General features: G+C 29.6%; 17 protein-coding genes. 16 read left to right on the plus strand and 1 reads right to left on the minus strand.

From position 1 onward, the window contains the following. Positions 1 to 63 precede the first annotated feature (63 nt). The 15 genes from rnc to CLOPA_RS11755 all read left to right on the plus strand — a co-directional run bounded on the left by rnc (position 64) and on the right by CLOPA_RS11755 (position 13,736). Positions 64 to 759, plus strand: coding sequence for a ribonuclease III (gene rnc / locus CLOPA_RS11685; RefSeq protein WP_041711431.1), 696 nt, complete (start codon positions 64 to 66; stop codon positions 757 to 759). Then, positions 752 to 1,864, plus strand: coding sequence for an elongator complex protein 3 (locus CLOPA_RS11690; RefSeq protein ID WP_015615640.1), 1,113 nt, complete (start codon positions 752 to 754; stop codon positions 1,862 to 1,864). Before rnc ends, CLOPA_RS11690 begins: the two co-directional genes overlap by 8 nt. A gap of 459 nt (positions 1,865 to 2,323) precedes the next feature. Next, complete coding sequence (gene smc / locus CLOPA_RS11695; RefSeq protein WP_015615641.1) at positions 2,324 to 5,881, plus strand: chromosome segregation protein SMC; 3,558 nt, start codon at positions 2,324 to 2,326, stop codon at positions 5,879 to 5,881. A gap of 216 nt (positions 5,882 to 6,097) precedes the next feature. Beyond that, the gene (gene ftsY, locus CLOPA_RS11700; protein ID WP_015615642.1) at positions 6,098 to 7,009 is read left to right on the plus strand and encodes a signal recognition particle-docking protein FtsY; all 912 of its coding nucleotides are present in this window, start codon (positions 6,098 to 6,100) and stop codon (positions 7,007 to 7,009) included. A gap of 82 nt (positions 7,010 to 7,091) precedes the next feature. Further along, positions 7,092 to 7,436 (plus strand): putative DNA-binding protein, encoded by a 345-nt coding sequence (locus CLOPA_RS11705; RefSeq protein WP_015615643.1) that lies wholly within the window; start codon positions 7,092 to 7,094, stop codon positions 7,434 to 7,436. 30 nt (positions 7,437 to 7,466) lie between these two features. After that, positions 7,467 to 8,816, plus strand: a complete 1,350-nt coding sequence (gene ffh / locus CLOPA_RS11710; RefSeq protein ID WP_015615644.1) for a signal recognition particle protein — start codon at positions 7,467 to 7,469, stop codon at positions 8,814 to 8,816. A gap of 36 nt (positions 8,817 to 8,852) precedes the next feature. After that, positions 8,853 to 9,098: a 30S ribosomal protein S16 gene (gene rpsP, locus CLOPA_RS11715; RefSeq protein WP_015615645.1), complete on the plus strand. Its 246-nt coding sequence runs from the start codon at positions 8,853 to 8,855 to the stop codon at positions 9,096 to 9,098. Positions 9,099 to 9,116: 18 nt separating this feature from the next. After that, positions 9,117 to 9,344 carry a KH domain-containing protein gene (locus tag CLOPA_RS11720; RefSeq protein ID WP_015615646.1) on the plus strand — a complete coding sequence of 76 codons (228 nt, stop codon included), beginning with the start codon at positions 9,117 to 9,119 and terminating at the stop codon, positions 9,342 to 9,344. Between the two features lie 54 nt (positions 9,345 to 9,398). After that, positions 9,399 to 9,890, plus strand: coding sequence for a ribosome maturation factor RimM (gene rimM / locus CLOPA_RS11725; protein WP_015615647.1), 492 nt, complete (start codon positions 9,399 to 9,401; stop codon positions 9,888 to 9,890). Further along, the gene (gene trmD, locus CLOPA_RS11730) at positions 9,881 to 10,597 is read left to right on the plus strand and encodes a tRNA (guanosine(37)-N1)-methyltransferase TrmD (protein ID WP_015615648.1); all 717 of its coding nucleotides are present in this window, start codon (positions 9,881 to 9,883) and stop codon (positions 10,595 to 10,597) included. The genes rimM and trmD overlap by 10 nt, the downstream gene beginning before the upstream one ends. Positions 10,598 to 10,718: 121 nt before the next feature. Beyond that, on the plus strand, positions 10,719 to 11,063 hold the full coding sequence (gene rplS / locus CLOPA_RS11735) for a 50S ribosomal protein L19 (RefSeq protein ID WP_015615649.1): 345 nt from the start codon (positions 10,719 to 10,721) through the stop codon (positions 11,061 to 11,063). A 165-nt stretch (positions 11,064 to 11,228) separates the two neighbouring features. After that, a complete protein-coding gene (gene lepB / locus CLOPA_RS11740) occupies positions 11,229 to 11,759 on the plus strand; it encodes a signal peptidase I (protein ID WP_015615650.1) in 531 nt (176 codons plus the stop codon). Between the two features lie 9 nt (positions 11,760 to 11,768). Beyond that, complete coding sequence (gene ylqF, locus CLOPA_RS11745) at positions 11,769 to 12,623, plus strand: ribosome biogenesis GTPase YlqF (RefSeq protein WP_015615651.1); 855 nt, start codon at positions 11,769 to 11,771, stop codon at positions 12,621 to 12,623. Between the two features lie 23 nt (positions 12,624 to 12,646). Next, positions 12,647 to 13,411: a ribonuclease HII gene (locus CLOPA_RS11750; protein ID WP_015615652.1), complete on the plus strand. Its 765-nt coding sequence runs from the start codon at positions 12,647 to 12,649 to the stop codon at positions 13,409 to 13,411. Positions 13,412 to 13,547: 136 nt separating this feature from the next. Further along, complete coding sequence (locus CLOPA_RS11755) at positions 13,548 to 13,736, plus strand: hypothetical protein (protein ID WP_172638592.1); 189 nt, start codon at positions 13,548 to 13,550, stop codon at positions 13,734 to 13,736. A 355-nt stretch (positions 13,737 to 14,091) separates the two neighbouring features. Here the strand turns inward: CLOPA_RS11755 and CLOPA_RS26120 are convergent, their stop codons facing one another. Then, positions 14,092 to 14,310, minus strand: coding sequence for a hypothetical protein (locus tag CLOPA_RS26120; protein ID WP_015615654.1), 219 nt, complete (start codon positions 14,308 to 14,310; stop codon positions 14,092 to 14,094). 168 nt (positions 14,311 to 14,478) lie between these two features. On the opposite strand from CLOPA_RS26120, the gene CLOPA_RS11770 reads away from it, so the two are divergent. Continuing rightward, complete coding sequence (locus CLOPA_RS11770) at positions 14,479 to 14,616, plus strand: hypothetical protein (protein ID WP_242834190.1); 138 nt, start codon at positions 14,479 to 14,481, stop codon at positions 14,614 to 14,616. Positions 14,617 to 14,843: the final 227 nt, after the last annotated feature.

Raw genomic sequence — 14,843 nt, forward strand, 5'->3', positions numbered from 1 at the left:
TCTTGAATTTGTACATTTATATGAATTGAAGAATGGACTTTTAAGGAGTTGTCTTAATTGTCAATGATTATGGAAGATATTGAAAAACTAGAACAAGTACTAAAAGTTAAATTTAAAAATAAAGAATTATTGAGAACTGCCATTACTCACAGTTCTTATGCGAATCAAAAAAATATAAAATATAATGAAAGATTAGAGTTTTTAGGAGATTCCGTACTACAAATTATTATTTCTGAATATTTATTTTTAAATTATAAAGATAAAACAGAAGGAGAGCTTTCTAAAAAAAGAGCTTTAATTGTATGTGAGAATTCACTGTTTAAGATTGCAACAGGTTGGCAGCTTGGAGAATATATATTTATGAGTAAGGGAGAGGAAATTACAGGGGGAAGGACAAGAGTATCTATACTTGCAGATTGCGTTGAGGCAATTATTGCAGCCATATATTTGGATAAAGGTTTTGAGTTTGCAAAGGAATTTGTATTGACAAATTTCTATAAAACTATTGAGATGGCTATGAGAAACCAAATAATTTTAGATTATAAAACTAAGCTTCAAGAAGTACTGCAAAAAGATGGTGATGTGGATATAAAATATGATCTACTGAAATTTGAAGGTCCTCCTCATAGAAGAAAATTTTATATTTCTGTTATTTTTAATGGAGTATTAAAAGGAGAAGGTACAGGTTTTAGTAAAAAAGAAGCTGAACAGGATGCTGCACAAACTGCATTAAAAGCTATAGGAGAAATATATGGATAGAAGACATTATATAATTCCGATTTTTGTACCACATGAGGGGTGTCCACATAATTGTGTATTCTGTAATCAAAATACTATCACTGGCAATACTAATTTGGTTGATGACAAATTTGTTACAAGAACAGTTGAGGAATATTTAAAAACTATTGATAGAAAAAATTCAATTATAGAAATTTCTTTTTTTGGAGGAACCTTTACAGCTATAGATATACAGAAACAAAGAGAACTTCTATCGGTGGCTAGAGATTATAAAGATAAAGAAAAGGTGGACTTTATAAGATTATCTACAAGACCGGATTATATAAATGAATCTATACTTTCCAATCTTAAAGATTACAATGTGGATATAATAGAATTGGGAGTACAATCTATGGACAATAAAGTACTTAAATTAGCAGGAAGAGGTCATACTGCTGAGGATGTATATAATGCTTCAAAACTTATTAAAGCCTATGGATTTACTCTAGGACATCAAATAATGCCAGGTCTTCCGGGAGATGATTTCAAGAAAGATATTCATACCGCTGAGGAAGTAATGAGATTAAAACCAGATATATGCAGAATTTATCCATCCTTAGTAATAAAGGATACCCCTATGGAAAAAATGTATTTAGACAAAGTATATGAGCCTTATACTTTGGATAGGGCTATAGAAATATGTAAAATAATATATGGTATGTTTAAGGTAAATAATATAAATGTCATAAGGATAGGACTTCAACCTACAGAGGAAATAAATTTGGGAAATAAATTAATTGCAGGTCCATTTCATCCAGCTTTTAGAGAATTAGTTGAAGGAAGTATATATAATGATATGATAAGTTCTATAATTTCTAAAAACTATAAAGGTGAAATTTTTATTGAAATAAATAATAAGGATATATCAAAATTATATGCCAATAAAAAACACTATTTTAACTACATGAAAGCTAATTTTCCACATTGTGAATTTATAGTAATTCAAAATAATAATATAGCTTTAGAAAATATAATTATAAGATTTTATGGAAAGGTGGAAAACTTGTCTTTGCACAATTATTTTCTCTGTAAGTATAAACATAATTCTGCCATGGCACTCTGTGAAAGCGATTTACACAAAATCTAAGATTTTGGTTCTCTGCTTGCACATTGAAATTTTTGTTTTTATAATATACACTGAAAATAAATATGTTTTTAATGTATGGGTTGGGAGGATAAAATGAAAAAATCAACTAGACAAAAATTTTTGAGAACGGCAATTATTTTTATGGCTTTAATTTTTATTTTAACTACAATTTTAACTTTTATCCGATGACTACTCACTCTAATACTATCATCTACTTCAAAGTTGGAGTAAAGAGTGACTACGTCCCTGGATAACGATTTACCCTAAAGGACAACGAGTTCTAAGTATCATAAATACCGATACTAAGAACTCTGTTAGTAAGCAACAGAAGTCATAAACAAAAACTCCACCTGGTGCTTAGAATTATGTTTATACGATGACTGGTGGATGCAATACTACACTTTATAAAGTTTCCACTAGGTAGGATTCATTGATCATTGATATTAGGAGAGTGGAATAATGTTCTTAAAAGCCGTTGAAATACGAGGGTTTAAATCATTTGCAGATAAAATAGAATTGGATTTTCAAAAAGGTGTAACAGCAGTAGTAGGACCTAATGGAAGTGGTAAGAGTAATATTTCTGACGCAATTAGATGGGTTTTAGGTGAGCAAAGCATAAAGACTCTAAGAGGGGGGAAAATGGAAGATGTAATATTTTCAGGAACTCAATTTAGAAAATCCGTAGGGCTTGCTCAGGTTACACTTACTTTAGACAATTCAGACAATATGATTCCTGTGGATTATGATGAGGTAACTATAGGCAGAAGACTATATCGTTCTGGTGAAAGTGAATACTATATTAATAATACTAAATGTAGACTTAAAGATGTTCAGGAAATGTTTATGGATACTGGTATAGGAAAAGAAGGGTATTCAATAATTGGGCAGGGTAAGATAGAAGCGGTACTTAGCGGAAAATCTGAGGAGAGACGTGGGCTATTAGAAGAGGCCGCAGGTATTGTCAAATTTAAAACTAGAAAGGAAGAAGCGGAAAGGAAGCTTGAAAGTACGGAGGAAAATCTCGTAAGAATAAATGATATACTAGGGACTTATGAAGAAAGGCTTCAGCCTCTAGAAAAAGAAAGTGAAAAAGCAAAGGCTTTTGTTAGATTATCTCAGGAACTCAATGAAAAAGAGATAAATCTATTAGTTAATTCCGCAGAAAGGCTTAAGATAAAAATTGATAATACTTTGAATAATACTAAAAATTTAGATTATGAAATTAATAAATTAAATGTGGAAAGAGACGGCGCAAAGACCAATTTCAAAAAATACAATGAAGATCTACTTGAACTTGAAAATTTGCATGAAGCTCGGAGAAAGGAATACTATGAAAGGAAGTCTCAGCATCAAAATATAATTTCAGAGAATAATTTAATAAAGGAAAAAATACAAAATTTAAAACAATTAAAAATTAAGTATACAGGAGAATTAGAGGAAATAGCAGAAAAAATTAATATATCCATATCTGAAAATAAAAAGTATACGGAAGAATATATTTTATTGAAAAATAAAGTAAAAGAACATAATGAAAATGCTGCCAGTCTAGTAAAAATATTAGAAATTGCACAGCAGGAAATAGATGAAGATGGAAAACTTTTAAAGAAATATAAGAGTGAGGAATTTGATACTTTAGGCAGTATATCAGATTTTAAAAACTTTATAATTTTAATAAAAAAAGATATGGAAAATCATGATTTAAATATGAATCAAATTAAAACTGCCTGTGAAGGTTATTTAAACTCCATTAAGATTAATAAAAACACAAAAGATGCACTTGAAAAGGAAATAGTGAAAATAAAGAAAAAGATAGAAGACTATGAAAATAATATAGGAGAAAATAAAAGAGAAATAACTAGAATTAATATAATTTTAAATGAAGATGAAAAAGAATTTAGTAGCTTAAATACTGAAATTAATAAATCAGAAGCAAATAGAAATATGCTTAATAGTTTAAATGAACAATATGAAGGATATAATAAATCAGTAAAAAATCTTATGTCTCATATAAAAAAAGGATATATTCATCAAGAAAATAAAAAGTGTTTTGTATTTGGAGAAATTATAAAAGTAGATAAAAGATTTGAAACAGCCATAGAGATTGCTTTAGGAGGATCCATTTCGAACATAATTACAGAGGATGAAATTTTGGCGAAAAAGCTTATAAATTATTTGAAAGATAACAATCTGGGTAGAGCTACATTTTTGCCATTGAATATTTTACAGAATAAAAATTTAGTTATAGATAGTAATATAAAAAATGCTTCTGGCTACATTGGCATTGCAAGTAAATTGGTAGAATATGATAAAGAACTTTCAGCAGCAGTTGAACATGTTCTGGGAAGAACAGTTATTGCAGAACATATGGATAGTGCTTTGGAAATATCAAAAAAATCTAATTTTAGTTTCAGGGTTGTAACTCTTGCTGGGGAAATTGTAAACCCTGGAGGAGCTCTTACTGGTGGAAGTATTTATAATAAAGGCTTTAATATAATTGGCAGAAAAAGAGAAGTAGAGGAATTAAACTTTAAAATTGATAAAATGAAAGAAAAACTTCATAAGCTATCTATAAAAAACAAAGAAAATAATACTAGTATAAATTCTTTAGATGATATGAATTTAAATTTGAGAGATTATATTCATTTTGAAAATATAGAGATTACTAAAATTCAGGGTAAAATTAATGCAATTGATATAGAAAGTGAAAAATTAAATAAAAATCATAGGATTTCTATTAATGAAATTAGCATGCTTAGTGATAAAAAGGAGGAGGCAGCTAAAGAATTATTCACTAAAGAAAAGGAAATTAATAGTTTGGAACATAAGAAAAGACAGCTTTCAGAGTTAGAAGAAAAATTAGAAGAAAAACTAAAAAGGGAAAATGAGAAAATCTTAGCTGTAAAGGATAATTTAACTTCTATAAAAGTAAAAGAGGCAAAATTAGAGGAGAACATTGTAAATAAAAAAAGGGACGTTGACAGGTTAAATGGGGAAATAAAGTATGCTGAAAATAAAAGTATGGATTTAAAAACTCAAGTAAATAATTTTCAAATAGATAGTGCTAAGTTTGAAGATACATTAAAATTAAATAGCAAAACTTTAGAAGAAATAAAAAAATTTTTAGCAGCTACAGATAATGTTTTTCAAGAAGATGAAATTACAAAATTAAAAATAAAGCAGAAATTACAGAGTTATAATGAGAAAATTGAGCAGCTAAATATAATAGTTGATAAAAAGGATGAGGAAAAACATAAAGTACAACTGAATTTAACTAGAATAGAAACTGAAAACGAAGCTTTAATTGAAAGATTGAATGATGAATTTAAGCTCACCTATGCAGAAGCATTAGAGTATAAAAGAGAAATAAATGATATAATAGTATATAAAAACAACATTCAGGAATTGAAAAATAATATAGCAGCTTTGGGCATTGTAAATGTAGGATCCATTGAAGAATATAAATCTGTTAAAGAAAAGTATAATTTTATGTCAAGTCAAAGAGAAGACTTAGTAAAATCTAAAGAAGAAATAATAAATGTTATAAATGAAATGACGGATAGAATGAAAACAGTATTTAGTGAAAATTTTGAAAAAATTAGAAGAAATTTTACAGAAACCTTTAGAGAACTTTTTAAGGGAGGAAATGCTGATCTTATACTTTCGGGAGAAGATGTATTGTCTTCAAATATAGAAATTAATGTAGAACCTCCAGGTAAAAAACTTCAAAATATAAATTTAATGTCTGGTGGGGAAAAAGGTCTTTCTGCCATTGCTCTCCTTTTTGCAATTTTAAAGATGAAGCCTACTCCATTTTGCATACTAGATGAGATTGAGGCAGCCTTAGATGATGCAAATGTAGCTAGATATGCTGAGTTTTTAAGAAAGTTTTCAGAAAAAATACAGTTTATAGTTATTACACATAGAAAAGGTACTATGGAGGCAAGCAATGTTTTGTATGGCGTTACTATGGAGGAAAAAGGAGTGTCAAAAGTGGTGTCTGTTGATTTAGCCATTTAATGACGTGATTTTTTATGTCATTAAGTAAGGCATATTTAAATAAATAACTAGTCAGTATGCTAGCCTATTTTGAATCCTACTGCGTCAACAGAACCCTCAGATAGCCCACTATCCTCGGAACCTGTTTCCTTGTATGATTCAAAATATTCGTCGCATCTTTGACTTACTATTTATTTTCACATGACTAATATTCATTTATAATTTAAGGAGGAAACAATGTTTAGTGGATTTTTTGATAAATTAAAGAGTGGTCTTTCTAAGACTAAAAACAATTTTACTGACAGAATAACTGAAATCTTAACAGGTACTGTATCTATAGATGAGGATATGTATGATGAACTGGAGGAAATACTTATAACTTCTGATATTGGTGTAGAAACTTCTGTATACATAATAGATAAATTAAAAGAAAAGATAAGACAAGAAAAAATAAAGGACCCTTCAGAGGTTAACGGATGTCTAAAAAGAGTAATACTGGATATATTGGAAACATCAAAGGGTTCTATAGATCCAGATTCTACTCCGGAAACTATTTTAATTATAGGCGTTAATGGTGTTGGAAAAACTACTTCTATAGGTAAAATAGCTGCAAAGCTAAAAAAACAAAAATATAAGGTGATTATGGCAGCAGCAGATACTTTTAGAGCAGCTGCCATAGATCAACTTGAAGTTTGGAGTACTAGAGCTGGTGTTGAATTAATAAAGCATCAGGAAGGCTCCGATCCAGCTGCAGTAGTATATGATGCTATACAAGCAGCTAAGGCCAGAAATGCTGACATACTTATCTGTGATACTGCAGGAAGACTCCATAATAAAAAGAATTTAATGGATGAGCTTGGTAAAATAAATAGAGTTATTGAAAGAGAATTTGGCAATAGCAGTCGAAAGACCTTCTTGGTTTTAGATGCTACCACGGGACAAAATGCAGTTATACAGGCTAAGCAATTTACTGAGGTATGCAAGGTAGATGGCATAATACTTACTAAATTAGATGGTACTGCTAAAGGTGGTATCATTATATCAATTAAGCATATTCTAAATATACCTGTACAGCTTATAGGCGTGGGAGAGGGAATAGATGATCTTCAGGAATTTGATTCAAATGAGTTTGTAGAAGCTTTATTTTAACTATAGTTTTAGGTGTTAAGTAAAAATACTTGACACCCACTTTTGTTTTTGATATTATATTATTCGTGAGTTGGTGATTGTTATGGAAGAAAGAGTTCAAATATCTATGCTTTTAGATTTATATGGTGAACTTTTAACTAGCAAACAGAAAGACATTATGAATTTTTATTTTAATGAAGATTTATCTCTATCTGAAATATCTGAAATTAATCATACTAGCAGACAGGCAATTTATGATATAATAAAAAGATGTCAAAAACTTTTGCTGGATTATGATAGTAAATTAAAACTTTTAGAAAAAGAGAAGTTTATTTTGGAATTAAAAAAAGATATGGAGACAAAACTGGATAGCTTAAAAAATGAAATTATTATAGATAAAAAAATAAAAGTTATAGAAGATATAAAATCGATCATTAAGAATATATAATTATAACAAGAAGGTATAGGAGGGTATAATATGGCTTTTGAAGGATTAACTTCTAAACTTCAAGAAACAATCAAAAAGTTAAAGGGAAAGGGAAAACTTTCTGAAAATGATATAAAAGAAGCCATGAGAGAGGTAAAAAGAGCCCTTTTAGAGGCGGATGTAAATTTTAAAATAGTTAAAGATTTTATAAAAAAGGTTAGTGAAAAATGTCTTGGAAATGAAGTAATGGAGAGTTTAACTCCAGGACAAATGGTAATAAAAATAGTTAATGAGGAATTAACTGCATTAATGGGTAAAACAGAAAGTAAAATAAATTACAGTGATACGGGGATAACTGTGATTATGCTTGTGGGATTACAGGGTGCTGGTAAAACAACTATGTGTGGTAAACTTGCACTTTCTTTAAAGAAGAAAAACAAAAAACCACTTTTAGTAGCTTGTGATGTATATAGGCCAGCGGCAATTAAACAATTGACTGTAGTAGGTAAGTCTATTGATATTCCCGTATTTTCCATGGGTGATAAAGTAAACCCTGTAGATATTTCAAAAGCAGCTATTGAACACGCAAAAAATAATGATTGCAATGTGGTTATTATTGATACCGCTGGTAGACTGCATGTAGATGAAGCATTAATGGATGAGTTAAAGAATATTAAAACTAGTATTAATCCAAGTGAAATATTGTTAGTAGTAGATTCTATGACTGGTCAGGATGCAGTAAATGTAGCTGATAGTTTTAATAATACTCTTGAAATTACTGGAGTTATCCTTACAAAGCTTGATGGTGATACAAGGGGTGGAGCAGCACTTTCTATAAGATCAATGACTGGGAAGCCAATAAAATATGTGGGTCTTGGTGAAAAGATGAACGACTTAGAGGTGTTCTATCCAGAGAGAATGGCCTCTAGAATTCTTGGTATGGGTGATGTATTGACCTTAATTGAAAAAGCTCAAAGTGCTATTAATGAAAAGGATGCTAAAGAGCTTGGAGAAAAAATGATGAATCAAGGCTTAAACTTTGAGGATTATTTAACTATGATGAAGCAGATGAAAAAACTTGGACCACTTGGAAAAATTTTGGAAATGATTCCGGGTATGAATAACAAGATGCTTCAAGGTGCAGATTTAAGCCAAGTTGAAGAAGAAACTAAAAAGACTGAGTCTATAATTTATTCCATGACACTAAAAGAGAGAAGAAATCCGCAATTAATAAGTTCCTCTTCTTCCAGAAAAAAGAGAATAGCTTTGGGATCAGGAACTTCTGTACAAGATATTAATAAACTTTTAAAAATGATGGAAGTCATGAAAAAACAAATGAAACAATTTAAAAATATGGAAAACATGTCTAAAAAAGGATTGTTTGGCAAGCTTCCTTTTTAGTTGAAATATATGCATTCTTTGAAGGAGGTGATTTAAATGGCAGTTAAGATAAGACTAAAGAGAATGGGTGCTAAAAAAGCTCCATTTTATAGAATTGTTGTTGCAGATTCAAGAAGTCCAAGAGATGGAAAATTTATCGAAGAAATAGGATACTACAATCCAACTACAGAACCAATAACTATAAAGGTAAATTCTGATAAAGTAGCTGAATGGATAAAGAATGGTGCTCAACCATCAGAAACAGTTAAAAGACTTTTTAATAAAAGCGGAATAACTAAATAATAACTGGGGGAGTTTAATATGAAACAACTATTGTACATAATTGTAAAATCATTAGTTGATAACCCAGATATGGTAGAGATAACTGAAGTTAACGGAGAAACATCCTTGATACTTCAGTTGAAGGTTGCACAGGAAGACATGGGCAAAGTTATTGGTAAGCAGGGAAGAATAGCTAAGGCTATAAGAACTGTTGTAAAAGCAGCAGCTATTAAACAGAATATAAAAGTTGTTGTAGAAATAGTATAAGAGTTAGGATTAACCTAACTCTTTATTTTCTATAGATAAAGGTGGGAATTTTATATGAAAGAATTTCTGACGGTGGGCCAGATTATAAATACACATGGGGTGAAAGGTGAGATTAAGGTATATCCTTTAACTGATGATACAAAAAGATTTAGAAAACTAAAAAAAGTTTACATAGATGACATAGAACAAAATGTATTGTGGTGTAAAATACAACCAGACAAAATTATTATGAAGATAGAGGGAATAGAAAGCCCGGAGATAGCAATAAAATACAAGAATAAATATTTAAAGGTACCTAGAGAAGAAGCAGTAACTCTTGAAAAGGGAAGGTATTTTGTAGCTGATATAATAGGAAGTCAGGTTGTAGATGAGGATAATAATAATATTGGTACAGTTTTCGATGTAATATTCACTGGAAGCAATGATGTCTATTGGGTAAGGGGAAATGGAGAGGATGTAATGGTTCCTGCACTTAAGTCTATTGTAACTAAAATGGATATGGATAATAATCTAATAGTTATAAAGCCGGTGAAAACATGGAGTTAAATATTGATATATTAACGTTATTTCCTGAGATGTTTCATATTTTTAATTATAGTATGATTGGAAGAGCCCAAAATAAAAAAATAATAAACATAGAAACCCATAATATTCGTGATTATACCCTCGACAAACACAATAAAACAGATGAGTATCCTTATGGTGGTGGTGCTGGCATGATCATGACTGCACAGCCTATAGTTCATTGTATTGAAAATGTAAAGAAGAAGAATAGTGGTAAAGTTGTATTTTTAGGACCTCGTGGAAAAAGTTTTAATCAAAACTTTGCTAAGGAATTATCTAAAGAGAAAGAATTAATATTTCTCTGTGGTCATTATGAAGGGATAGATGAAAGGGTATATAAATATGTTGATATGGAAATATCTTTGGGTGATTTTATATTAACTGGAGGAGAAATGGCTTGTATACCCATAATAGATAGCATAAGCAGGATGATACCGGGGGTTTTGGCTAGTAATGAAAGTTTTATGGAGGAGTCATTCTATGACGGCGTGCTAGAATATCCACAATACACCAGACCAGATTCATTCAGGGGAGAAGCTGTACCTAAAATTTTGCTTTCTGGTCATCATGAAAATATAAGAAAATGGAGAAGAAAGCAATCACTTCTAATAACTAAAGAAAAGAGACCGGATTTATTTAAGAATATTAAATTATCTGAAGAAGATAAAAAACTTTTGTACACTAAGTAATATTTTTCTTGAAAAAGTGTTTTATTTCCGTTATAATGTAATTTGTGCTAGTACGGGCGCTCCTCTGGTTGCAAAAATGCTGATTATGAACGTCAAATAAATTTTAGGAGGGAATGCACATATGTTAGATTTAATAAAAGCTATAGAAGCTGAACAAATTAGAACCGATTTACCAGAGTTCAATGTAGGAGATACTATTAAAATTGATGTAAAAATCAAAGAAGGTGAAAAGGAAAGAATCCAAGCCTTCGAAGGTACAGTTATTAAGAAGCAAAATGGTGGATTAAGAGAGACTTTCACTGTAAGAAGAGTGGCTTATGGTGTTGGTGTTGAAAGAACTTTTCCAATAAATGCTCCTATAATAGACAAAATTAAAATTGTTAGAAAAGGTAAAGTAAGAAGAGCTAAGCTATACTACTTAAGAGATAGAGTAGGAAAAGCTGCAAAAGTTAAGGAATTAAAGTAAAAATGGGGCTGAGTAGGCCCTTTTTTATTTATTATAAAAATTATGTTTATAATCCCTGTAATATATAATGAATTTAAAAGATATTAAATTTAAAATGATATAATTTCATTAATAATAAGAAATCAGGCTTTAGATACTTTGTTGCTGTATTGGTGGTGAAATAATATGATAAAAAAAATAATAAAAACCTTTGCTATAGCCTTTATTTCAGCTATATTAATTATGGTTTTTATATTGCAAATAGTAAGTATAAATGGACCGTCTATGCTTAATACTTTTTTTACTAATGATAAAGTTATAGTTGAAAAAATCACATATTATTTTAGTTCTCCCAAAAGACAGGATATAATAGTCTTTAAATATGCTGGGAATACTAATGAAAAATATATAAAGAGAGTTATTGCTGTAGAAAATGATAAAATAAAAATTGCAGACGACAGAGTTTATGTTAATGGTAAGCTTATTATTGAGCCTTATGCAGTTTATAATCCTGACAATAATGCTGCAAAGAATAATGATAGAATTCATAATTTCCCAGAAACTGTAGTTCCAAAGGGAACGGTTTTTGTTATGGGAGATAATAGATATGACAGCTTAGATAGTAGATTTAAAGATATAGGATTTGTAAATAAGAAATTGATAATTGGAAAAGTAGTTATGAGAATTTATCCCATTGATAAGTTTGGAAAGGTATGATGATTGATTATGGCAAATGAAATAAATTGGTTTCCTGGACATATGGCTAAGACCAGAAGGGAAATAAAAGAAAATTTAAAGTTAGTGGATGCGGTTATTGAAATAAGGGATTCCCGAATAGTAAAATCCAGTGCAAATCCTGAAATTAATACTATTTGTAAGGATAAACCTAGAATAATATTGCTTAATAAATGTGATTTAAGTGAAGAAAAAGTCACTAAGGGGTGGATTAATACATTATCTAAAAATAATGTAAGAGCTTTAGCAGTGAATAGTTTAAATGGGCTAGGTTTAAACAACATAAGAGGAGAACTTGATAAACTTCTTAAGGAAAAGATAGATAGACTTAAACAAAAGGGTATTATGAATGTAATTATAAGGGTTATGGTGGTTGGTATACCTAATGTAGGTAAATCTTCCTTTATAAATAAAATGGCTAAAAACACTGCAGCTAAAATTGGAGATAAACCAGGAGTAACTAAAAGTAAACAATGGATAAAAACCAAAATAGGAATTGAACTAATGGATACCCCAGGGGTATTATGGCCTAAATTTGAAGAAAAAATGGTTGGATTAAATCTAGCTTTTACTGGAGCTATAAAAGATGAAATTATGGACGTAGAAGAGCTTGCTTTAAGTCTCATTGAAAGACTGCAAAAATATTATCCTGATAGATTGATAAAAAGATATAAATTAGACTCTTTAGAGGAAACTCCTTTAGAAAATATGGAGAACATAGCAAAAAAAAGAGGAGCTATTATATCTAAGGGTAATGTTGATTATAATAGAGTATCTATTATGTTACTAGATGAATTTAGAGGAGGAAAATTAGGACCTATTTCCTTAGAACGTCCTAAAGAATAAAAATAAATATGGATTTTTCTAATATGAGTTTTATAAAAATAAAAGAGTATATACATAATTTAAATATAGATGAATATGAAAATGTGGCTGAACAATTAAAAGATGACAGTAGAAAAAATGTACAGGGATTAGTGAGAAAATTATTAAATTTAAGGCATAAACAAGAGCAAGAAATAATTAGAGTAAGGAATATGTATGATTTTGATATGAACTTTATTAATACTGGATACCTAGCAGGAGTAGATGAGGTTGGAAGAGGTCCTCTTGCAGGACCTATTGTGGCAGCTGCTGTTATCATGGATTTAAATAAATTTCATAAAGATATGATACTGGAAATAAATGATTCTAAAAAATTATCAGTAAAAAAGAGAGAAGAGCTTTCTGAAATAATAAAAGAAAAAGTAATAGATTTTAATATTGCAATAATTGATAATGGAGAAATAGATCTAAAAGGGGTTGGCATTTGTAATCAGCAGGTTTTAAAATCAGCAGTAGAAAGACTTAAAATCACTCCCGATTTTGTTATATCCGATGGATACGCCATAAAAGAACTTAATATACCTAATACATATGCTGTAAAAGGTGATTGTAAAAGTGCCAGTATAGCCTGTGCTTCTATTGTAGCAAAGGTATATAGAGATAATTTAATGAAGAAGTACGCAAAAATATACCCACAATATCATTTTGAGCATAATGTGGGATATGGCAGTAAGGTGCATATAGAAGCATTAAAACGATATGGATTAACTCCTATTCATAGAATGAGCTTCTTGAAAAATATATTATGAATAAACTACAATAGGCTGTAAATAAATTTTTAATAAACAATTAACAATTTTATTTGCTCTGAATTTATTTAAATATAAAAAATCAAGTGATCTCTAAAGTATCATAAACTTCTTATTGAGTATTATGGTACTTTTTTTGCTTAAAATAACAAAAGACAAAAGCCCATGTTTTACAGGACATTTTAAAAGAGAAAAACAATCTACAGAGTGGTTACAAACAAGAGAAAATGGTACTGAATATCATGGTATATATGCTATATGTAAAGAAAGAGTAAGGCAGATAATACAGTATGCTTATTTACCAACACAAAGATTGATAGCTTAATTTTTTACATTAAGCAAGGTGGTAAAGAAAAATTTAATTAGATATTGAGGACTTTTATGTTTAGAATTTATTAATCTATATTTGAGATAATAGAAATACTAAGGAGCACTCTTGAACGGAGTGCTCCTTTAAATTTGTATTTAATACATCCCAAAAGGTCTATGAGGCATATGCATCATGTGAGGTCTATGAGGTCTACGTCTTCTACGTCTTCTGCGGCGTCTACGACGAGGATCAGAATCTGGGTCATCTATTGGGCCATCGTAATAATAAGGATCTGGATCATCAACTGGATCATCGGCATCGTCATAGCCGTCATCGTAGCCGTCGTCGTAACCATCATTATAATTATACATCATTGGATCATTGGATGCATCATAGGGCAACAGACTGAATGTGGTGCCATAGAAGGCATCTTAGTATATTTTTTATTAACATGATGGTATGGCTTAGGATTCATAGAAAGATTAGGATTCATAGAAGGCTCAGGATTCATAGAAAGATTAGCTCGATATTCGCCAATCTCCTGATTATTATTGTCAATGTCTACATTGCCATTGTAAGTATAGTACATAACTACCTCCATAAAATTTACTACATAAATAGGGTATGAAAAATTATAAAATTGGTTACAAAAATAGAATAAAAGTAAAATTTAAATGATATCATATTAAAATTAATTAAAAGGATAAATAGTTTAGATGAAAATACTAAGCAGCAGATTTATTTAAAGACAGGAGATATGCTAAGGAAAAATAAATTTAATCCATATAAGGAATTAGAATTAATGCATAAAGAACTTAAAAAGACTGCTGATGATTTTAATATACATCCAGCAGTTTTGTATTACGTTTATATCACAAAATTGGATAGTAAATAGAATGATTTAAAAGATTAGACAGATTGCACTTACAGTGATGTATGTGTTTTATATTAATAAAAAATTTATAGTTTTAAAATGAGAACTTAACATTGAAATAATAATATAGTATACAGGTACCTATTTGAATATAAGAGAAAACATTGGTAGAAATATCAGTGTTTTTTCTATATTTAATTTGCATTTAAAGGTAATAATGCATTAACTGTTGTTTGTATACTAAATTA

Origin of the sequence: Clostridium pasteurianum BC1, from assembly GCF_000389635.1 — a bacterium.
GTDB lineage: Bacteria > Bacillota > Clostridia > Clostridiales > Clostridiaceae > Clostridium_I > Clostridium_I pasteurianum_A.